The sequence below is a fragment of the Escherichia sp. E2586 genome (assembly GCF_005781105.1).
Classification (GTDB): Bacteria; Pseudomonadota; Gammaproteobacteria; order Enterobacterales; family Enterobacteriaceae; genus Escherichia.
Genome location: NZ_VATN01000023.1, coordinates 84,653 through 106,312 on the forward strand (window position 1 = coordinate 84,653; position 21,660 = coordinate 106,312).

20 protein-coding genes and 2 tRNA genes are annotated in these 21,660 nt (G+C 51.2%); 9 read left to right on the forward strand and 13 right to left on the reverse strand.

All coding sequences use genetic code 11. The annotated features are described in order from the left end of the window. Window positions 1-228: 228 nt before the first annotated feature. The 7 genes from gudD to syd form a co-directional block, all read right to left on the reverse strand. Entirely contained in the window at window positions 229-1,569 is a 1,341-nt protein-coding gene (gene gudD, locus FEK50_RS20845; RefSeq protein WP_130259346.1) for a glucarate dehydratase, read from the reverse strand. A 20-nt stretch (window positions 1,570-1,589) separates the two neighbouring features. Next, window positions 1,590-2,930 (reverse strand): enolase C-terminal domain-like protein, encoded by a 1,341-nt coding sequence (locus FEK50_RS20850; protein WP_131162396.1) that lies wholly within the window; start codon window positions 2,928-2,930, stop codon window positions 1,590-1,592. A gap of 1 nt (window position 2,931) precedes the next feature. Then, on the reverse strand, window positions 2,932-4,284 hold the full coding sequence (gene gudP, locus FEK50_RS20855; protein WP_135407692.1) for a galactarate/glucarate/glycerate transporter GudP: 1,353 nt from the start codon (window positions 4,282-4,284) through the stop codon (window positions 2,932-2,934). A gap of 435 nt (window positions 4,285-4,719) precedes the next feature. After that, window positions 4,720-5,169: a flavodoxin gene (locus FEK50_RS20860; protein ID WP_130207688.1), complete on the reverse strand. Its 450-nt coding sequence runs from the start codon at window positions 5,167-5,169 to the stop codon at window positions 4,720-4,722. A gap of 17 nt (window positions 5,170-5,186) precedes the next feature. Next, the gene (truC, locus tag FEK50_RS20865) at window positions 5,187-5,969 is read right to left on the reverse strand and encodes a tRNA pseudouridine(65) synthase TruC (protein ID WP_130214547.1); all 783 of its coding nucleotides are present in this window, start codon (window positions 5,967-5,969) and stop codon (window positions 5,187-5,189) included. Then, entirely contained in the window at window positions 5,969-6,298 is a 330-nt protein-coding gene (locus FEK50_RS20870) for a YqcC family protein (protein WP_130207692.1), read from the reverse strand. The genes truC and FEK50_RS20870 overlap by 1 nt, the downstream gene beginning before the upstream one ends. 622 nt (window positions 6,299-6,920) lie before the next feature. Further along, on the reverse strand, window positions 6,921-7,466 hold the full coding sequence (gene syd / locus FEK50_RS20875; RefSeq protein WP_131162398.1) for a SecY-interacting protein: 546 nt from the start codon (window positions 7,464-7,466) through the stop codon (window positions 6,921-6,923). Window positions 7,467-7,533: 67 nt separating this feature from the next. Between syd and queF the strand changes: the two genes are divergently transcribed. From queF to xni, 5 genes are all read left to right on the forward strand, one after another. Further along, window positions 7,534-8,382, forward strand: a complete 849-nt coding sequence (queF, locus tag FEK50_RS20880) for an NADPH-dependent 7-cyano-7-deazaguanine reductase QueF (protein ID WP_131162399.1) — start codon at window positions 7,534-7,536, stop codon at window positions 8,380-8,382. 111 nt (window positions 8,383-8,493) lie between these two features. Next, entirely contained in the window at window positions 8,494-9,858 is a 1,365-nt protein-coding gene (ppnN, locus tag FEK50_RS20885; protein ID WP_130207698.1) for a nucleotide 5'-monophosphate nucleosidase PpnN, read from the forward strand. A 557-nt stretch (window positions 9,859-10,415) separates the two neighbouring features. After that, window positions 10,416-11,705 (forward strand): HAAAP family serine/threonine permease SdaC, encoded by a 1,290-nt coding sequence (gene sdaC / locus FEK50_RS20890; RefSeq protein WP_064528228.1) that lies wholly within the window; start codon window positions 10,416-10,418, stop codon window positions 11,703-11,705. Window positions 11,706-11,762: 57 nt separating this feature from the next. Continuing rightward, the gene (sdaB, locus tag FEK50_RS20895) at window positions 11,763-13,130 is read left to right on the forward strand and encodes an L-serine ammonia-lyase II (RefSeq protein WP_130207700.1); all 1,368 of its coding nucleotides are present in this window, start codon (window positions 11,763-11,765) and stop codon (window positions 13,128-13,130) included. 283 nt (window positions 13,131-13,413) lie between these two features. After that, on the forward strand, window positions 13,414-14,169 hold the full coding sequence (gene xni / locus FEK50_RS20900; RefSeq protein WP_130207702.1) for a flap endonuclease Xni: 756 nt from the start codon (window positions 13,414-13,416) through the stop codon (window positions 14,167-14,169). A gap of 53 nt (window positions 14,170-14,222) precedes the next feature. Here xni and rlmM read toward each other — a convergent pair whose 3' ends face one another. From rlmM to FEK50_RS20920, 4 genes are all read right to left on the reverse strand, one after another. Continuing rightward, window positions 14,223-15,323: a 23S rRNA (cytidine(2498)-2'-O)-methyltransferase RlmM gene (gene rlmM / locus FEK50_RS20905; RefSeq protein WP_130214557.1), complete on the reverse strand. Its 1,101-nt coding sequence runs from the start codon at window positions 15,321-15,323 to the stop codon at window positions 14,223-14,225. After that, window positions 15,316-15,711 (reverse strand): DUF423 domain-containing protein, encoded by a 396-nt coding sequence (locus FEK50_RS20910; RefSeq protein WP_000203905.1) that lies wholly within the window; start codon window positions 15,709-15,711, stop codon window positions 15,316-15,318. Before FEK50_RS20910 ends, rlmM begins: the two co-directional genes overlap by 8 nt. 18 nt (window positions 15,712-15,729) lie before the next feature. Continuing rightward, window positions 15,730-16,647 (reverse strand): glycine cleavage system transcriptional regulator GcvA, encoded by a 918-nt coding sequence (gene gcvA, locus FEK50_RS20915; RefSeq protein WP_130207706.1) that lies wholly within the window; start codon window positions 16,645-16,647, stop codon window positions 15,730-15,732. A 350-nt stretch (window positions 16,648-16,997) separates the two neighbouring features. Further along, entirely contained in the window at window positions 16,998-17,225 is a 228-nt protein-coding gene (locus FEK50_RS20920; RefSeq protein WP_130207708.1) for a YgdI/YgdR family lipoprotein, read from the reverse strand. Between the two features lie 191 nt (window positions 17,226-17,416). On the opposite strand from FEK50_RS20920, the gene csdA reads away from it, so the two are divergent. Continuing rightward, window positions 17,417-18,622: a cysteine desulfurase CsdA gene (gene csdA / locus FEK50_RS20925; RefSeq protein WP_131162400.1), complete on the forward strand. Its 1,206-nt coding sequence runs from the start codon at window positions 17,417-17,419 to the stop codon at window positions 18,620-18,622. Further along, window positions 18,622-19,065 carry a cysteine desulfurase sulfur acceptor subunit CsdE gene (gene csdE / locus FEK50_RS20930; protein ID WP_131162401.1) on the forward strand — a complete coding sequence of 148 codons (444 nt, stop codon included), beginning with the start codon at window positions 18,622-18,624 and terminating at the stop codon, window positions 19,063-19,065. The genes csdA and csdE overlap by 1 nt, the downstream gene beginning before the upstream one ends. A 56-nt stretch (window positions 19,066-19,121) precedes the next feature. Here the strand turns inward: csdE and tcdA are convergent, their stop codons facing one another. Both tcdA and mltA read right to left on the reverse strand, forming a co-directional pair. Beyond that, window positions 19,122-19,928 carry a tRNA cyclic N6-threonylcarbamoyladenosine(37) synthase TcdA gene (gene tcdA / locus FEK50_RS20935; protein ID WP_000117724.1) on the reverse strand — a complete coding sequence of 269 codons (807 nt, stop codon included), beginning with the start codon at window positions 19,926-19,928 and terminating at the stop codon, window positions 19,122-19,124. A gap of 238 nt (window positions 19,929-20,166) precedes the next feature. Then, complete coding sequence (gene mltA, locus FEK50_RS20940) at window positions 20,167-21,264, reverse strand: murein transglycosylase A (RefSeq protein ID WP_130259363.1); 1,098 nt, start codon at window positions 21,262-21,264, stop codon at window positions 20,167-20,169. A 208-nt stretch (window positions 21,265-21,472) separates the two neighbouring features. On the opposite strand from mltA, the gene FEK50_RS20945 reads away from it, so the two are divergent. Both FEK50_RS20945 and FEK50_RS20950 read left to right on the forward strand, forming a co-directional pair. Further along, window positions 21,473-21,549, forward strand: a tRNA-Met gene (locus FEK50_RS20945). 34 nt (window positions 21,550-21,583) lie between these two features. Beyond that, window positions 21,584-21,660, forward strand: a tRNA-Met gene (locus tag FEK50_RS20950).

Below are 21,660 nucleotides of genomic sequence, written 5' to 3' on the forward strand. Positions count from 1 at the left end.
TATTTTATCGAGTAAAAATCGGCTTCTTATGAAGCCGGTTTCAGACTGGTGACAAGGTGCCTGTGTTTATGCCGGATGCGGCGAAAACGCCTTACCGGCCTACGAAACCATTCAAATTCAATGAATTAAAAAAGCATGTGGGCCTGATAAGCGTAGCGCATCAGGCAATTTTGTGTTTGGCATCAGTCTCAAACCGGCTCCTGACAGAGCCGGTTTTTGTTTTCTGTCTTAACGCACCATGCACGGACGCTTGTTATCGAACGTCCAGCCAGGAATCAGGTACTGCATCCCCATCGCATCATCACGCGCGCCAAGCCCGTATTTCTGATACAGCTCGTGGGCTTTCATCACCTGATCCATATCGATTTCTACACCCAGACCCGGTTTTTCCGGCACTTGTACCAAACCGCCTTTGATCTCAAAAGGCTCTTTAGTCAGGCGCTGATTACCTTCCTGCCAGATCCAGTGCGTATCAATCGCGGTGATTTTACCCGGTGCAGCTGCGGCAACATGGGTAAACATCGCCAGGGAAATATCGAAGTGGTTGTTAGAGTGTGAACCCCAGGTCAGGCCAAATTCATGGCACATTTGCGCCACACGTACCGAGCCCTGCATCGTCCAGAAATGCGGGTCCGCCAGCGGGATATCAACAGATTGCAGGGAGAGCGTATGGCCCATCTGCCGCCAGTCGGTGGCGATCATATTGGTTGCAGTCGGCAGACCAGTCGCGCGACGGAACTCTGCCATCACTTCACGCCCGGAGAAACCTTGCTCCGCACCACATGGATCTTCTGCATAAGCCAGCGAACCTTTCAGGTATTTACCAATTTTAATCGCTTCGTTCAGCGACCAGGCACCGTTAGGATCGAGCGTAATACGTGCCTGCGGGAAGCGTTGCGCCAGTGCCACAATAGATTCGGCTTCATCTTCCCCGGCCAGTACACCGCCCTTCAGTTTGAAATCGTTGAAGCCATATTTTTCATACGCCGCTTCCGCCAGGCGCACCACCGCATCCGGCGTCATCGCTTCTTCGTGACGAAGACGATACCAGTCGCATTTGTCATCCGGCTGGCTTTGATACGGTAACGGTGTGGCTTTGCGATTGCCGACAAAGAACAGATAACCCAGCATTTCGACTTCGCTACGCTGTTGACCATCGCCCAGCAGGGATGCCACGTTAACCCCAAGGTGTTGCCCAAGCAGATCCAGCATTGCCGCTTCTATCCCGGTAACTACATGGATAGTGGTACGCAGGTCAAAAGTCTGTAAACCGCGCCCGCCAGAATCACGATCGGCAAAAGTATTACGCACCAGCGTCAGAACGTTTTTATATTCACCCAGCGTTTTACCTACCACCAGCGGAATCGCATCTTCCAGCGTTTTACGGATTTTCTCGCCGCCGGGAATTTCCCCTACGCCGGTGTGACCAGAATTATCTTTGATGATCACAATATTACGCGTGAAGAACGGTGCGTGTGCGCCACTCAGATTCATCAGCATACTGTCATGACCCGCCACCGGGATGACCTGCATTTCAGTAACAACAGGCGTCGTAAATTGAGAATTCATATTTATATCCTTATTCAAAATCAATGACGGCCGAAAACGGGACGTTTACGGTCAAAGGTCCAGCCGGGGATCAGGTACTGCATCGGACCCGCGTCGTTACGCGCGCCGCCAGGCAGACGTTTATAGGCTTCGTGCGCCTTTTGTACCTGTTCCCAGTCCAGTTCCACGCCCAGGCCGGGCGCATCAGGAACGGCAATTTTTCCGTTTTTAATCTCCAGCGGATTTTTGGTCAGGCGACAATCGCCCTCCTGCCAAATCCAGTGGGTATCGATAGCGGTGGGATTACCCGGTGCCGCCGCGCCCACATGGGTAAACATCGCCAGAGAGATATCGAAGTGGTTGTTGGAATGACAGCCCCAGGTCAGCCCCCAGTCGTCGCAAAGCTGTGCCACGCGGACTGCACCGGAAAGCGTCCAGAAGTGCGGATCGGCAAGTGGAATATCTACCGCATTGAGCATCACCGCATGACCCATTTCACGCCAGTTGGTGGCGATCATGTTGGTCGCGACGGGCAAGCCGGTCGCCCGCCGAAACTCCGCCATCACTTCACGGCCGGAGAAGCCTTGTTCTGCGCCGCATGGATCTTCAGCATAGGTAAGAACATCATTCAGCCCTTTGCATAGAGAAATGGCTTCATCAAGTAGCCAGGCACCGTTGGGATCAACGGTAATCCGCGCATCAGGGAAGCGTTTCTTCAATGCACGAACGGTGTCGATTTCTTGCTCGCCAGGTAATACGCCACCTTTGAGTTTGAAATCTTTAAAGCCATAGCGATCCTGTGAAGCCTCCGCCAGACGCACAACGGCTTCGCTGTTCATCGCTTTCTGGTGACGCAACTGATACCACTCATGGTTACCTGGTGTACTTTCCAGATAAGCAAGATCGGTTTTAGTCCGATCACCGATATAAAACAGATAACCGAGGACGGTAATAGCATCGCGTTGCTTACCTGGGCCAAGCAGTTCACAGACCGGAACATTCAGCGCCTTACCTAACAGGTCAAGCAAAGCGGCTTCCAGCGCCGCCACGGCGTTAACGCGCAATTCAAAGGTCCAGGCACCTTTGCCGAAGGTATCAAAATCGGCGACCTGATTACCTTTATGCACCTGCTGGACCACTTTATTCAGTCGCGCGACTTCCTGGCCCAGAACTATCGGAATAGCATCGACAAGCGTTTGATAAATCACCTCTCCGCCCGGTGCTTCACCAATGCCGGTATGTCCGGCATTATCGGTGAGTACCACAATGTTGCGGGTGAAATATGCGTTATGTGCACCACCAATATTGAGCAACATGCTGTCATGTCCGGCGACCGGAATGACTTTCATATCAGTAATGACTGGACTGGATTGTGTCGTCATCTTATTGCCCCGCGACAGGTTTCAGCTCAATACGTTTAATATCGCCCACCAGCACCAGGTAGCTCAGCACCGCAATTAAGGCATGAACCCCGACATAAATCAGCGCCCCATTAAAGGAGCCAGTCGTGCCAACGATATAACCAATTGCGATTGGCGTGACGATACCGGAAATGTTACCGAACATATTGAACAGGCCGCCGGAAAGACCGCTAATCTCTTTCGGCGCAGTATCTGCCATTACCGCCCAGCCCAGCGCCCCGATGCCTTTACCGAAGAAGGCCAACGCCATGAAACCGATGATCATCCACTCAACATCGACGTAGTTACAGAACACCATCACCATCGACAGCAACATGCCCATCACGATCGGTGTTTTACGCGCAATGTTCAGCGAGCCCGTGCGGCGCATCAGCCAGTCGGAAATAATCCCCCCCAGCACGCCGCCGATAAAACCGCAAACAGCAGGAACGGAAGCCACAAAGCCCGCTTTCAGAATCGACATCCCGCGCGCCTGCACCAGATAAACCGGGAACCAGGTAATAAAGAAGTAAGTCAGGGCGTTGATACAATACTGACCGATATAAACACCGATCATCATCCGCGAACCGAGCAGCTGTTTGATCTGCCCCCACTTCACGCTGAACGGCACTTTAACTTTGGTGTTTTGCTGATCCATATTGATCAGCGCGCCGCCAGCGGCGATGTACTCCAGCTCTTTCTGATTTACGCCCGGATGTTGATTTGGCTCGTGGATGACTTTCAGCCAGAAAAAACTGATGACAATGCCCAGACCGCCCATAAAGAAGAAGACGTGTGACCAACCCACTTCATGAGTCAGCCAGCCCATAATCGGCGCGAAGATCACCGTTGCAAAGTATTGGGCGGAGTTAAAAATCGACACCGCCGTTCCCCTTTCCTGCGCCGGGAACCAGGCTGCCACGATTCGGCTGTTGCCGGGAAAAGAAGGTGCTTCGGCAAGCCCTACCAGGAAGCGGAGAGTAAACAAGGCAACGATAATGCCGAATCCACTAAAGATATCGACGAAACCTTGCAGCAAGGTGAACATCGACCAGATAAAGATTGACCAGAAGTAGACGCGTTTTGAACCAAAGCGATCCAGCAACCAGCCGCCAGGGATCTGCCCAATAACATAAGCCCATGAGAAAGCAGAGAACACATAGCCCATACCCACTGGATCAAGACCGATATCTTTGGCCATTTCCGAACCGGCGATCGAGAGCGTAGCGCGATCGCCGTAGTTGAAAGATGTGACGATAAACAGCATCACCACTATCCAGTAACGAGCATTCGTGCGTTTTTCCACACTGCTCGCAGCCTGACTTAAAGAACTCATTGTTGCACTCCTGAAAATTCGCGTTAGCCACGCTCACTCTGGACTGCGACATCGCCAGGAAATCAGAGGTGACGTAGGGTGTTTTTGCCGTTTTTATAGGTCGTTCGCCGAATGCGGCGCGTGTTTTATATCTGGCAATAGCAGTATAAAAAGCGCGCCATAGCGGCTCACCGTGCAACAACACAACATTAATGCGTTCAATGAGGCTCGATTTTGGCATTAGCCCTGGACGGTGGAATCCACTTCACGGAAATGAAAACAAGAACAAGAAAGGAAGGGTTAAATCGGAGAAATAAAGAAGAGTATGAAATGGATCGCTTGACTCCAGGCAAACGCCAGTAAAAATCCGCGCTAAGAAGCAGTTTTTACAGGCATTTGCCTGAAAAGACTCGATTCAGCACCGCTAAAACGGTATTTTGCCGATCGCTGAACAAATCAGGGCAACAGCGTCCCCCACTGCTCAACCCACGGATTGGATTCCGTTTCTGGTTCCGGGGTTTCACTGGCATCGATCAGCAGCATTTCCCCTACCCGCTGCGCGCTCTGTTCCTGTAACAAAGCATCAAACTGTTTGCCACCGTTGCAGAAATTCACATAACTACTGTCGCCGAGCGCAATCACGCCGTAACGCAGGTTCGGCTGGAAACCGAGGTTATCCTTTATGCCCAGAAAGAGCGGCACAATGCTGTCAGGAAGGTCGCCCTGCCCGGTGGTGGACGTAACTACCAGAACATACTTGTCCTGATAGGGTAACCAGTCGCTTAATTCTGGGTCTTCAAACACCGTTGCTTTGTGGCCCTGTGCGGTCAGAATCGCTTCCGCTTCTTCGGCCACTAGCAGTGAATTCCCGTACATGGTGCCTACAAAAATACCAATTTCCGCCATACCGTTTTCTCCCTGGGTTAGGAACTTATCTCATCATCCTGACCCGATGGCGCGCTGAACTCAACCCTTTCATTTTCAGGAAGCAGACCGCGCCAGCCAAATTGTGATAATGCCTGCATCCAGGTGTCGTCCAGACCGGCGTGGATAGTCAGCGGCTCGCCAGTAAAAGGATGCGTCAATGACAACTTACTGGCGTGCAACATTAACCGCTGGAGGCCAAAATGTTCAGCCGCGCTGCGATTCTGGCGCAAATCGCCATGTTTGCTGTCGCCAATAATCGGATGGCGCAAATGGGCGAGATGGCGACGAAGCTGATGTTTGCGTCCGGTTTTCGGCTCCAGTTCCACCAGACCGTAGCGTGTCGTCGGGTAACGCCCGGTCGCGACTGGCATTTCAACCGTCGCCAGACCGCGATAATGCGTCACTGCTGGCTGCGGGCCTTTATCTTCGCGGGCATACTTATCGGCGATTTTATCCAGTTCTTCCACCAGCGGATAATCCAGCACCGCTTCTTCCATCAGCCAGCCACGCACAATCGCATGGTAACGTTTCTGGATTTGGTGCTGTTCAAACTGTTGCGCTAACAGCCGTCCGGCCTCGCTGGATAATCCCATCAGCAATACGCCGGAAGTCGGTCGGTCCAGCCGATGCGCGGTAAACACGTGCTGACCAATCTGGTCACGTACGGTTTGCATGACCACCACTTTTTCGTCACGATCCAGCCAGCTGCGGTGAACCAGCCAGCCAGACGGTTTGTTAACCGCAACCAGCCATTCATCCTGGTAGAGTATTTCCAGCATCAGTTTGTATCATCCGCAAAAAGCGCATCCAGTTTTTCCAGCTCCGCCAGAATAAGCGCGCGCTGGGGGTGGTCCGTCGCCAGCGCCATTTCATAATACGGCGCCACGGCGAAAGCCCCTGGCAATGGCTGATTATTATCTAAGAGATCGTGCATTCGCGGGATCAGTACCCATTGCAACCATTCCAGTGGCTCCATCGTATCCATAAAGAAAGGTTGGGTACTGTTGAATTGATGCGGCTGCGGTTCATCGCTCCGCCAGTGCTGATGTTCACGCAGTAATGTTTCAAGCGCCTGCAACTGAAGACGAACGCGGTCATGAGTGGTCATAAAACAACCTCAAGAAGAAAAAACTGCCGCGAAGGATAGCAGGAATAAAAAAAGGGAGCACTGTATTAACAGTGCTCCCGGTTCGTTTCGCAGCATTCCAGCTACTTTTGTTGCTCCCTGCTCATCCTTGACAACTTTTCCTGTGGTCTTGCGACCAATCGTTCATCCTGAACTAATGCTTCCTGCTCACACCACCCCGATGTGATACTTCATCCTGAAGTGTCCCTGGCCATCCTGACCCACCGAATCATCCTAACCGGTTCTCATTCTCCGTCCTGGAGGTGTCCTTTAACGCATCCAGCGTTTTCCTCTTCGCTTCATCCAGAAGCCTTTCCCTGAAGCACCATCCTGGCGTGTCCTTTAGAAGTGTCATCATCCTGATGTTCACTTCGTTGTCTGACTCCCTGTCGACGAAGATAGAATCGTCTTTTTCGCTGAGTCTTACAAGGCGCTTACAGACAATGCCTTAAGGAAAATTTCATATGAAAGTTAAGAATCTTTCTTCAATACGTTGATTTAAAATAGAAATATCGATTCTTATCTTTTTAAGTATTCACTTACTTCCTGGCGATCTCCTACAGGGTCTGTAAGAGATCTCTCACAACCAGACGGGGTATTTGGATTACAGAAGAGGCTTAAGCTGCGTAAGGAATTCCGCAAGATTTGAGGCTAAATGCATACGATTCCGCGTCCCCAGCGTCTCTTTGCTTACTTCGCCAGAGAGATTACATACCGAAATCACTTCCAGCTCCTCTTCCAGTGTGGCGATAAATAACGTGGGGGGCAGTTTCAGACGTTTCTGGGTAACCAGATGTCCAATCAGGTTTTCCTGCACCCGGCGGAAGTCATCTTCGCTCCAGGTTTGCAGTAATGTCAGTTTGATATCGCCAAACTGCGCATGCATATCCCCGGCAAACTGGGTCGTATAGAAGGTATGAATTGCGGGTTGTATCACAATATCAAACGCACGCTCAACCGCGTTTACATTTTGCTCATCGCTAAACGGCTGCGGTTGCCAGAACACAGCATCATTAGTGGTTGAAATAATGCACGGTGAAGGAATGCCATACAGCTCCTCGCTTAACGGCCAACTATTGTGCTGTTCGTGCCATGCATCACAGTAACGCGTGGTAAAATCTCTCAAGGCTTGTGCGGTCAATTCGTCCACTAATTTCTCTCTTCACTTAAACCAGATACACTTGTCGTTTAGTTTATCTGGTTTATGACGGTGAAACATGTCTTCTTATGCAAACCATCAGGCACTTGCGGGCCTGACTCTTGGAAAATCAACCGATTACCGGGATACCTATGACGCCAGCCTGCTACAAGGCGTTCCACGTAGTTTGAATCGCGATCCGCTGGGCCTGAAAGCAGATAATCTGCCTTTTCACGGTACGGATATCTGGACGCTATATGAACTTTCCTGGCTGAATGCGAAAGGTTTGCCGCAGGTTGCCGTGGGTCATGTTGAACTTGATTACACCAGCGTAAATCTCATTGAGTCGAAGAGTTTTAAGCTCTATCTCAACAGCTTTAACCAGACACGCTTTAACAATTGGGATGAAGTGCGCCAGACGCTGGAGCGCGACTTAAGCACTTGCGCCCAGGGTAACGTTAGCGTGGCGTTATATCGTCTTGATGAACTGGAAGGTCAGCCGGTGGGGCATTTCAATGGCACCTGCATTGATGACCAGGATATCGCTATCGATAACTATGAATTCACCACTGACTATCTTGAGAATGCCATCAGCGGCGAGAAAGTGGTGGAAGAAACACTCGTTAGCCACCTGCTGAAATCAAACTGCCTGATTACTCATCAACCAGACTGGGGATCTATCCAGATTCAGTATCGTGGACGCAAGATTGACAGGGAAAAACTGCTGCGTTATCTGGTTTCTTTCCGTCATCATAACGAGTTCCATGAACAGTGCGTAGAGCGCATTTTTAATGACCTGTTACGCTTCTGCCAGCCAGAGAAATTAAGCGTTTACGCACGTTATACCCGTCGTGGCGGTCTGGACATTAACCCATGGCGCAGTAACTGTGATTTTGTCCCATCGACAACCCGTCTGGCACGGCAATAAAATTTTTCTCAATTTTGCGGGCTGGATTCACGCATAAGGTTGTGAAAGGTCATCAGGCAGGGCTATTGTAATCAAAGGGAATGACGATAATCGTCCCATAAGGAGTTTTTCTTGATTACACATATTAGCCCTCTTGGCTCCATGGATATGTTGTCGCAGTTGGAAGTGGACATGCTTAAACGCACCGCCAGCAGCGACCTCTATCAACTATTTCGCAACTGTTCACTCGCTGTTCTGAACTCCGGTAGCCTCACCGATAACAGCAAAGAATTGCTGTCCCGTTTTGAGAATTTCGACATTAACGTGCTACGCCGTGAACGCGGCGTTAAGTTAGAACTGATCAATCCCCCGGAAGAAGCTTTTGTCGATGGGCGTATCATTCGCTCCTTGCAGGCCAACTTGTTTGCCGTTCTGCGCGACATTCTCTTCGTCTATGGGCAAATCCATAACACCGTTCGTTTTCCAAATCTGAATCTCGACAACTCTGTTCATATTACCAACCTGGTCTTTTCTATCTTGCGCAATGCTCGCGCGCTGCACGTGGGCGAAGCGCCCAATATGGTGGTGTGCTGGGGCGGTCACTCCATCAACGAAAACGAGTATTTGTATGCCCGTCGCGTTGGTAATCAGTTGGGGCTGCGTGAGTTAAATATTTGCACTGGCTGTGGTCCAGGCGCGATGGAAGCGCCGATGAAAGGCGCAGCGGTTGGACACGCCCAACAGCGTTACAAAGACAGCCGTTTTATTGGTATGACTGAACCATCAATTATCGCCGCTGAACCGCCTAACCCGCTGGTTAACGAACTGATCATCATGCCGGATATCGAAAAACGTCTGGAAGCGTTTGTCCGTATCGCCCACGGCATCATTATCTTCCCTGGCGGTGTGGGTACAGCGGAAGAGCTACTGTATTTGCTGGGAATTTTAATGAATCCGGCCAACAAAGATCAGGTCTTGCCATTGATCCTCACCGGCCCGAAAGAGAGTGCTGATTACTTCCGCGTACTGGACGAGTTTGTCGTGCATACGTTGGGAGAAAACGCGCGCCGCCATTATCGCATCATCATTGATGACGCTGCAGAAGTAGCCCGTCAGATGAAAAAAGCGATGGCGCAGGTGAAAGAAAACCGTCGCGATACGGGCGATGCCTACAGCTTTAACTGGTCAATGCGCATTACGCCAGATTTGCAAATGCCGTTTGAGCCGTCTCACGAGAATATGGCTAATCTGAAGCTTTACCCGGATCAGCCCGTTGAAGTGCTGGCTGCCGACCTGCGTCGTGCATTTTCTGGCATTGTAGCCGGTAACGTAAAAGAAGTCGGCATTCGCGCCATTGAAGAGTTTGGGCCATACAAAATCAACGGTGATAAAGAGATCATGCGCCGTATGGACGACCTGCTTCAGGGGTTTGTTGCCCAACATCGTATGAAGTTACCAGGCTCTGCCTACATCCCTTGCTACGAAATCTGCACCTAATCCTCCCTTCCCCGGTAACGTTTGTTGCCGGTTTTTTCTCTTTTTTGGTCGCTCACTAATCAATCTATTTCATTTGTTATATGAATGTTTAAGCGCGTCATCATGTCATTAATATCACCACCTGTAATATGTCATACAATTTATGTTGCAACGCAAACGTTTCCCTTAATTTGAAGACCGCATTTTATCTCCGCAAAAAAGAAAATCTTGCAATCATTAACTAAAAGTATTGATTTTTGCAGTTCAACCTACATATATTGCGCGCCCCGGAAGAGGCCAGATGTCGTTAATCTGCCAAATATTGCCCTTAAATTCTCTTTTACTTTTGATTTACAGAGTAAAGCATTGGGATTATCTATCTTCCAAGTAGATTATTGTATTTGAGATCAAGATCACTGATAGATACATAACTTGTGTGTATCTTTCCGCCCTCAAATTATTACGGCGGAAAATGATTAAGCCATCGCCGATAGACAGATTTCATTTTTACGGCCAGGCACCTTCCCGGGCTGAACTGGCTAAAAGCTGAATTATTTGCATTCCTCCAGGAGAAATAGATGGAAACGACTCAAACCAGCACGATTGCGTCGAAAGACTCTCGCAGTGCCTGGCGCAAGACAGATACCATGTGGATGCTGGGCCTTTACGGCACGGCGATCGGCGCGGGCGTGCTGTTCCTGCCAATCAACGCCGGTGTTGGCGGTATGATCCCGCTGATCATCATGGCTATCCTTGCGTTCCCGATGACGTACTTTGCGCATCGTGGCCTGACTCGCTTCGTGCTGTCTGGCAAAAACCCAGGCGAAGACATCACCGAGGTAGTAGAAGAACACTTTGGTATTGGCGCAGGTAAACTGATTACCCTGCTTTACTTCTTCGCTATCTACCCGATTCTGCTGGTTTACAGCGTGGCAATCACCAACACGGTTGAAAGCTTCATGTCTCACCAGTTGGGTATGACGCCACCGCCGCGTGCGATTCTGTCACTGATCCTGATCGTGGGTATGATGACCATCGTTCGCTTCGGTGAGCAGATGATCGTTAAAGCGATGAGTATTCTGGTATTCCCGTTTGTTGGCGTACTGATGCTGCTGGCTCTGTACCTGATCCCGCAGTGGAACGGCGCAGCACTGGAAACTCTGTCTCTGGACACTGCATCGGCAACCGGAAACGGTCTGTGGATGACCCTGTGGCTGGCAATTCCGGTAATGGTGTTCTCGTTCAACCACTCTCCGATCATCTCTTCTTTCGCCGTTGCGAAGCGTGAAGAGTACGGCGATATGGCAGAACAGAAATGCTCGAAGATCCTGGCATTCGCTCACATCATGATGGTGCTGACCGTAATGTTCTTCGTATTCAGCTGTGTACTGAGCCTGACTCCGGCAGACTTGGCTGCGGCTAAAGAGCAGAACATCTCGATTCTGTCTTACCTGGCTAACCACTTTAACGCGCCGATCATCGCGTGGATGGCTCCGATTATCGCGATTATCGCTATCACCAAATCCTTCCTGGGCCACTACCTGGGCGCACGTGAAGGCTTCAACGGTATGGTGATCAAATCACTGCGTGGTAAAGGTAAGTCTATCGAAATCAACAAGCTGAACCGTATCACTGCGCTGTTCATGCTGGTAACGACCTGGATTGTTGCCACCCTGAACCCGAGCATCCTGGGTATGATTGAAACCCTGGGCGGCCCAATCATCGCGATGATCCTGTTCCTGATGCCGATGTACGCCATTCAGAAAGTACCGGCAATGCGTAAATACAGCGGTCACATCAGCAACGTATTCGTTGTCGTGATGGGTCTGATTGCAATCTCCGCAATCTTCTACTCTCTGTTCAGCTAAGTCCTTTCGCGCCGCTTTCGGGCGGCGCTTCCTCCGTTTTAACGCGATGTATTTTCTATGATTAGCGTATTCGATATTTTCAAAATCGGCATTGGCCCTTCCAGTTCTCATACCGTTGGACCAATGAAAGCGGGTAAACAATTTACCGACGATCTGATTGCCCGTAACCTGCTTAAAGACGTGACCCGCGTGGTGGTTGACGTCTATGGTTCGCTCTCTCTGACCGGCAAAGGGCACCACACTGATATCGCCATTATTATGGGCCTGGCAGGGAATCTGCCGGATACCGTGGATATCGATTCTATCCCTGGTTTTATTCAGGATGTGAATACTCACGGTCGCCTGATGCTGGCAAACGGTCAGCACGAAGTCGAGTTTCCAGTTGATGAATGCATGAACTTCCATGCCGATAACCTTTCTCTGCATGAGAACGGCATGCGCATTACCGCGCTGGCGGGCGATAAAGTTGTTTACAGCCAGACGTATTACTCCATCGGCGGTGGCTTTATCGTTGATGAAGAGCATTTTGGCCAGCAGGATAGCGCACCGGTTGAAGTTCCGTATCCTTACAGTTCAGCAGCCGACCTGCAAAAACATTGCCAGGAAACCGGGCTGTCACTCTCTGGTCTGATGATGAAAAACGAGCTGGCGCTGCACAGCAAAGAAGAGCTGGAACAGCACCTGGCGAACGTCTGGGAAGTGATGCGTGGCGGTATTGAACGCGGTATTTCCACCGAAGGTGTGCTGCCGGGCAAACTGCGTGTTCCACGTCGCGCCGCGGCACTGCGCCGGATGCTGGTCAGCCAGGATAAAACCACCACTGACCCGATGGCGGTTGTTGACTGGATCAACATGTTCGCACTGGCAGTGAACGAAGAGAACGCTGCGGGCGGTCGTGTGGTGACTGCGCCGACTAACGGTGCATGCGGGATTATCCCGGCAGTGCTGGCGTACTACGACAAGTTTATCCGTGAAGTGAACGCTAACTCTCTGGCTCGTTACCTGCTGGTAGCCAGCGCCATTGGTTCTCTTTATAAGATGAACGCGTCGATTTCTGGTGCCGAAGTGGGTTGCCAGGGTGAAGTTGGCGTGGCGTGCTCAATGGCGGCGGCGGGTCTGGCAGAACTGTTAGGCGCAAGCCCGGCGCAGGTGTGCATCGCGGCGGAAATCGCTATGGAGCATAACCTCGGCCTGACGTGTGACCCGGTTGCTGGACAGGTTCAGGTACCGTGCATTGAGCGTAACGCCATTGCGGCAGTGAAAGCGGTGAACGCCGCGCGTATGGCACTGCGCCGTACCAGCGAACCGCGCGTCTGCCTCGATAAAGTTATCGAAACCATGTACGAAACAGGTAAAGACATGAACGCCAAGTACCGCGAAACCTCTCGCGGCGGCCTGGCAATGAAGATCGTTGCCTGCGATTAATCGCTCTCCAGAGGCCTCGTTTTGCGAGGCCTCACATTGTTGAGAATGTACCTGTTGTTTATGTCGGATGCGGCGTAAACACCTTATCCGACCTATAAAACAGCGCAAATTCAATAGATTGCGATTCTTTTGTAGGCATGATAAGCGCAGCGCATCAGGCAATTTGGCGTTGTCATCAATATCAGATCTCGTTTTGCGAGCCTTCTTCCTGTTTTCTCATCCAGCCGTAGCCTGTTCCGGCATCGAATGTTACCCTTATCGCCTGATCTTTAAGGGGGTTATCGTGGCTGTTCATTTGCTTATTGTCGATGCACTGAATCTTATTCGTCGCATTCATGCCGTGCAGGGTTCACCCTGCGTGGAAACCTGTCAGCACGCCCTTGATCAACTTATTATGCACAGCCAGCCGACCCACGCCGTCGCCGTTTTTGATGATGAAAACCGCAGTAGCGGCTGGCGTCATCAGCGCCTGCCAGATTACAAAGCGGGTCGCCCGCCAATGCCGGAAGAGTTGCACAACGAGATGCCCGCGTTACGCGCAGCCTTTGAGCAACGCGGTGTCCCGTGCTGGTCAGCCAGCGGCAACGAAGCCGATGACTTAGCCGCCACGCTGGCGGTCAAAGTGACCCAGGCGGGGCATCAGGCAACCATCGTTTCGACAGATAAAGGCTACTGTCAGCTACTTTCACCTACATTACGTATTCGCGATTACTTCCAGAAACGCTGGCTGGATGCACCGTTTATCGATAAAGAATTTGGCGTTCAACCGCAGCAATTGCCCGATTACTGGGGGCTGGCGGGGATCAGTAGTTCAAAGGTGCCAGGCGTTGCGGGAATTGGGCCCAAAAGCGCCACGCAGTTGCTGGTCGAGTTTCAGAGTCTGGAAGGGATCTATGAGAATCTGGAAGTGGTTGCCGAAAAGTGGCGCAAGAAATTAGAAGCCCATAAAGAGATGGCGTTCCTGTGCCGTGATATCGCCCGCTTACAGACTGATTTGCATATCGACGGCAATTTACAGCAGCTAAGACTTAAACGCTGATAAACCAATGCCGGGAGCAGACAGTTATAGCTTCCGGCACACGGAGTCAGCGATTAGCGCTCGTCGCGACGACCACCTACCGCAGCCCAGATGCGACGGACATGCACCGTCACTTCTTCGCGATCGTGATACAACTGACGCGCCTGGATCTGGGCGTTAATGCCATGTTCATCAAGCTGTGCCTGAATGTACGCCAGATTGTGTGACACTTCTTCGTAGCGTTTTTTCATCGGCAATTTAAGGTTGAAGATAGTTTCACGACACCAGCCATTAACCAGCCACTGCGCCATCAAAGCCGCGACCTTCGCCGGTTTTTCCACCATGTCACACACCATCCACGAGATATTGCTACGTGTCGGGCGGAATTTAAAACCATCTTCCCGCAGCCACGTCACCTGTCCGGTATCCATCAGACTTTGCGCCATCGGGCCGTTATCAACGGAGTAAACCCACATGTTGCGCTTCACCAGTTGGTAGGTCCAGCCGCCCGGGCAAGCGCCCAAATCCACCGCCCACATCCCGTTCGCCAGGCGTTCATCCCATTCATCCGCAGGAATAAACACATGAAATGCCTCTTCCAGTTTGAGTGTGGAACGACTTGGTGCATCTGCCGGAAACTTCAGGCGCGGAATGCCCATATAGAACGGCGAGTTATTATTGCTGTAGGAGTAGCCGGTATAACAGCAGCCTGGCGCGATAAAGAACACATGCACCACTGGACGCTTCGGCGTTTCATAGCTCGCCAGGACGCCCGCATCACGCAAGGCAGCCCGTAACGGTACAGTAAATTTGCGGCAGAATTTCAGTAACTCTTTACTTTCGTTGGTGTCCGCGACTTCAACACGCAGTTCGCCGCCCTTCTCTACCACCCCCTGCAACATGCCAACTATTGGCGTAATGCGGTCTTCCTGCGGCAAATGCTGGAGCAGTTCCCCCACCACAAACCACTGGCGGGCAAAAATTAATGAACTAAATGGCAGTTCACGGATTAACTTATCGCCATCTTCCGCTTGATAACATTCATAAATCACATAACCCGCATTCTCTTTTACACGGGCAAAACCGAATATTTCCCGCTGCCCGGCTTTATCGGTAATTTCTGCGGCGCACTCTTTTTCAAAGCCCGGACGGCACAACAATACAACTTTATTCATGACTTACGCCCTTGCGCTTTAAACGGATAGCACCAACTAACATTAACGCCCAGCCCGCGAGAAAACTCACACCGCCGACCGGAGTGACAAACGCCCACAAACGCAGATGAGACAGCGCCAGGCAATAAAGGCTGCCGCTGAACAGCACCGTACCTAGCGCCAGAAAGACGCTACTCCAGTAAAACCAGATACTGATGCGACGTTGCATTGCCACCGCCAGACCTAAAATTGCCAGCGTATGAAATGCCTGGTATTCGAGGCCGGTCTGGATCCAGCCCATTTCAACGGCGCCCATGGTTTTACTTAAAACATGCGCACCAAAAGCACCCAGAGCGACAAAAATGAAGCCGCTAATGGCGGCGAAAATCAGCATAAAACGGCTGGTCATGGTCGTACCCTACATAAATTATTGTTCATAACGAAAGCGGAATTTTTCTTGTTCAGCAGCGGCTTTCGCCAGGATCCATTGGCGAAAGGCGGCTATTTTACCCAGTTCTGCCTGGCTGTCATGACATACCAGATAAAAAGCATTTTTACTGACCAATACGTCATTAAACGGGCAAACAAGGCGTCCGGCCTCGATTTCAGATTGCGCCATCACGTTATTTGCCAGCGCCACCCCCTGCCCGTGAATGGCGGCTTGTAGCACCATGGCGCTATGGCTGAAGATAGGCCCTTGCTGAACGTTAATATGAGTCAGCCCCAACTGGCGGGTATATGTCTGCCAGTCTCGCCGGGATGCATCGTGTAATAACGTATGTTTAGCCAGATCTTCCGGCGTCTTCAAGGATTTCTCACCGGTTAATAGTAAAGGCGAACACACTGGCAACAGGTATTCGGCGTAAAGCTTTTCCACCCGCAGCCCCGGCCAGTTGCCTCGGCCATAAAATATCGCCACATCGACATCATCCGCCAGTTTATCTTCCTGTCGGTCGACCGCCTGGATTCGAACGTCGATTCCCGGATAAGCTGAATTAAAGCTGGAAAGTCGCGGTACCAGCCAGTGGATGGCAAAACTGGGGAGTAAGCTAACCGTCAATGCCCCTTTGGCGCTACGGGCCTGGAGTTTACGCGTCGCTTCGGTTAATTGCGAAAATATCTCTTTGATATCGAGAAAATAGCTTTGCCCTTCCTCGGTCAATAGAAGTGAACGATTACGGCGGCGGAACAGTTTTAGCCCCAAAAAATCCTCAAGGGACTTGATTTGATGACTTACTGCGGCCTGGGTCACAAAAAGCTCTTCTGCTGCACGCGTGAAGCTTAAATGGCGGGCTGCGGCATCAAAAACTCGTAAGGCATTTAGCGGTGGTAATCGTTTAGACATGGCTTTTAAACTTTGATGTTAAATGAATTTAACAATTAGATCACACTGTGTAACCTATTAGTTTTTTTAATCTGAGCCATTATAAATTGTCCGTTGAGCTTCTACCAGCAAATACCTATAGTGGCGGCACTTCCTGAGCCGGAACGAAAAGTTTTATCGGAATGCGTGTTCTGGTGAACTTTTGGCTTACGGTTGTGATGTTGTGTTGTTGTGTTTGCAATTGGTCTGCGATTCAGACCATGGTAGCAAAGCTACCTTTTTTCACTTCCTGTACATTTACCCTGTCTGTCCATAGTGATTAATGTAGCACCGCCTAATTGCGGTGCTTTTTTTTACCTTGCGATCGCGAATTACTGATCCAGTTCGACCATCTCTTTCACGTCGGTACGGTTGATCTGCTGTTTGTTGCCATTAGCGTCTTTATAAGAAATCATACCGGTTTCATCATCCGTCATCGGTTTACCATCAGATACAATGGTACGTCCGTCGTTGGTGTGCATCACATAGTTCGAACCGGAGCAGGCGCTAAGGGCAAAAGTTAGCATACAGGCAGAGATAATGGCGGCAGTCTTTTTCATCTTCTTCTCCTTAAAGCGATTACTAAATCTTAATAATATTGATTAACAGGCTAAAATTAACGCCTAACACTATTCAGCATATGTTACTGACGCGGCTTCGACAGGATATCCAGACGATTCCGATGGTTAGCACTCACCTTGTTTCAAAGTGAATTTTGCGTCACGATCGGCGAATCAAGCCGAGGAGTCTCATGAACGTTTTTAATCCCGCGCAATTTCGCGCCCAGTTTCCCGCGCTACAGGATGCGGGCGTTTATCTCGATAGTGCAGCGACCGCACTCAAACCCGAAGCTGTGGTTGAAGCAACCCGGCAGTTCTATAGCCTGAGCGCCGGAAACGTCCATCGCAGCCAGTTTGCCGAAGCCCAACGCCTGACCGCACGTTATGAAGCTGCACGGGAAAAAGTAGCGCAATTGCTAAATGCACCGGATGATAAAACTATCGTCTGGACGCGCGGCACCACCGAATCCATCAACATGGTGGCACAATGCTATGCCCGTCCGCGTCTGCAACCGGGCGATGAGATTATTGTCAGCGTGGCAGAGCATCACGCTAACCTCGTTCCCTGGCTAATGGTTGCCCAACAAACCGGAGCCAAAGTAGTGAAACTGCCGCTTAATGCGCAGCGGTTGCCGGATGTCGATTTATTGCCGGAGTTAATTACTCCCCGTAGTCGAATTCTGGCGTTGGGCCAGATGTCGAACGTCACTGGCGGTTGCCCGGATCTGGCGCGAGCGATTACCTTTGCTCATTCAGCCGGGATGGTGGTGATGGTTGATGGTGCTCAGGGCGCAGTGCATTTCCCTGCCGATGTTCAGCAACTGGATATCGATTTCTATGCTTTCTCTGGTCACAAACTGTATGGCCCGACGGGTATCGGCGTGCTTTACGGCAAACCAGAACTGCTGGAAGCGATGTCGCCCTGGCTGGGTGGCGGCAAAATGATTCACGAAGTGAGTTTTGACGGCTTCACTACTCAATCCGCGCCGTGGAAACTGGAAGCCGGAACGCCAAATGTCGCTGGTGTCATAGGATTAAGCGCAGCGCTGGAATGGCTGGCTGATTATGATATCGACCAGGCAGAAAGCTGGAGCCGTAGCCTGGCGACGCTTGCAGAAGACGCTCTGGCAAAACGTCCAAGCTTTCGTTCATTCCGCTGTCAGGACTCCAGCCTGCTGGCCTTTGATTTCGCGGGTGTTCATCACAGCGATATGGTGACGCTACTGGCGGAATATGGTATTGCCCTGCGCGCCGGGCAACACTGTGCTCAACCGCTGTTGGCAGAATTAGGCGTAACCGGCACCCTGCGCGCCTCTTTTGCGCCATATAATACAAAGAGTGATGTGGATGCGCTGGTGAATGCCGTTGACCGCGCGCTGGAATTATTGGTGGATTAATGACGAACCCGCAATTCGCCGGACATCCGTTCGGCACAACCGTTACCGTAGAGACGTTACGCGATACTTTCGCGCCATTGACGCAATGGGAAGACAAATATCGCCAGCTGATTATGTTGGGGAAACAGCTTCCTGCGTTGCCAGACGAATTAAAAGCACAGGCCAAAGAAATTGCCGGATGTGAAAACCGCGTCTGGCTTGGATATAACGTCGCAGAAAACGGCAGGATGCATTTCTTTGGTGATAGCGAAGGGCGCATTGTGCGCGGTCTGCTGGCCGTATTGCTGACTGCCGTTGAGGGCAAAACTGCCGCCGAGTTACAAGCACTGTCGCCGCTGGCATTGTTTGATGAGCTGGGATTGCGTGCGCAACTTAGCGCCTCTCGCAGTCAGGGGTTGAATGCGTTAAGCGAGGCAATTCTCGCCGCGGCGAAGCAAGCTTGATGCTACACAGTTTCTGGTCGGATAAGACACACCAGACGTCGCATCCGACCTAATGTTTACCCCTGACGCGCCGCTTTCGCCATCATCTTCTTTAGCGCATGAGAAACCGCAACAAACCCAAAGGTGGCGGTTACCATCGTCGCGGCGCCAAATCCAGATGCGCAATCCATCCGCTTTGGCCCTTCCGCCGTGGCTTTCATTGCACAGACCGTGCCGTCTGACTGCGGGTACACCAGTGCTTCGGTAGAGAACACGCAATCCACGCCGAGCTTACCTTTACTGTTTTTCACCACGCCGAAATCGCTTTTCAGGCGCTCGCGCAGCTTCGCCGCCAGCGGATCCTGAATCGTCTTCGCCAGATCGGTAACCTGAATCTGCGTCGGATCAATCTGCCCACCAGCGCCACCGGTCGTGACTAGCGGAATTTTATTGCGCCGACAATAAGCAATCAGCGCCGCTTTGGGTCGCACGCTATCAATGGCATCAATTACATACGAATAACCTGCACTCATGTATTGCGCTACGTTATCCGGCGTCACGAAGTCATCTACTACTGTTACACGGCACTCAGGGTTAATCTGGCGAATGCGCTCCGCCATCACTTCCGCTTTTGCCAGCCCGACGTTATCGCGCAGCGCATGAATTTGCCGATTGGTATTGGTGACGCACACATCATCCATATCAATAAGCGTGATTGCGCCAATCCCCGTGCGCGCCAGCGCTTCCGCAGCCCAGGAACCGACACCACCGATACCCACCACACAAATATGCGCATCAGCGAACAGTTGCAACGCTTTTTCACCATACAGACGCGCTGTGCCACCAAAACGCTGACGCCATGCATCACTAATTACAACAGACATAGCACCTCAGAATTAAAAAGGGCGAGGTTATCCCTCACCCTAAACGCATAAATGCCTGATGCGCTACGCTTATCAGGCCTACATAACTCCTGCAATATATTGAATTTGCATGATTTGTAGGCCGGATAAGGCGTTCACGCCGCATCCGGCATGAACAACGCGCACTTAGTCAACAATCAGGAGGTGAGATTATCCCTCACCCTGCCTTATCCGTAAAAACGGCATACAGAATATCACATCAGCCGCTAAAGACGTTACCTGCGCCCGGGGCGGTTTTCAGCACCCAGACACGTCCATAGTGGTTGTACCAACCTGCGCGATGTCCGGCTTCCGGTCCAATCCCCTGGTAGATATCGAAGTGTTGGCCTTTGATTGCACCACCGACATCTAACGCCACCATCAAACGCAGTTCGTACTGACCGTTAAATTTGCCGTTATTATCCAGCAGCGGCACTTCTGCCAGCAAGGTTGTACCTGGCGGGATAATGGAACGATCGGAGGCAACTGAAGCGCGACCAACCAGCGGCACCGCACTTGCCCCTTTCACCGGTGCAAAAGACTGCGGTTTAAAGAAGACGAAAGACGGGTTCTGTTCCAGCAGCTCGCGAACTTCGGCTTCACTGTGTGTTTCACCCCAGTGACGAATCGCCTGCATCGACATATCTTCTTTTTTCACTTCGCCACGATCGATCAACACCTTGCCAATACTGCGATAGGCATGACCATTCTTTCCGGCATAGCTGAAGAAGTTAAGCGGACTGCCATCACCAAAGTCGATATACCCACTACCCTGCACATCCATAATGAAGTTATCCATCAGAGAGTTGCTGTAAGCGAGGATGTATTTATCGCTCAATGCTCCCGCGTAGATCTCCGCGCGAGACGGCAAACGCCCACGTTTTGGCGGCATTCGATAAATAGGATACTGGAACTCGCCCTGACGAGTATGGCGCGCCTGAATCACCGGCGTGTAATAGCCCGTAAACTGTACGTTACCGTAATTATCCGTACCTTCCATCTGCCAGGCGTCAATGCCGAACTGGCGCATATTGCGGGTATCACCGCCTGCACGCAGCCACTCCTGCACGGCGTTATAAACGCTACTCTGGTTGCCATACAGACGCGGCGACGCGTTGCGGATATGGTTAATTTGTTCGGCAAAATCACCGGCGTTAATCGGCGCGCCAACAGCATCTGGTTGGTTCACCAGAGAGAAAGGCTGGGTAAATTTCCCGTCTTTATATTGCTGTCCGCGATCGGTTGGTTTGGAGGAGCAGGCGGCCAGTATCGTCACAACCGCGCCCATAAGAAGGTACTTTACCCAACGTCCTTTCATTGTTCTCTTCTTCAGGTTAAAAAATAAGGCGTTAATGAAGATAACAAACCGTCGCCTTTAATGAAATCCGTAGTATTCCCTGATGCAAATTTTGTACAAAAAATAGACTTCAATGCTTTGTTTTTGTTCAAAATCATGCCAAATCCGTGATCAGAGTAAAAAAAAGGTTGCATGAAAACGCGAGCGGAGTATAGTGCGCATCCACGGACGCGGGGTGGAGCAGCCTGGTAGCTCGTCGGGCTCATAACCCGAAGGTCGTCGGTTCAAATCCGGCCCCCGCAACCAATCAAAATTTGATGAAGTAATAGCAGTACGGTGACGCGGGGTGGAGCAGCCTGGTAGCTCGTCGGGCTCATAACCCGAAGGTCGTCGGTTCAAATCCGGCCCCCGCAACCA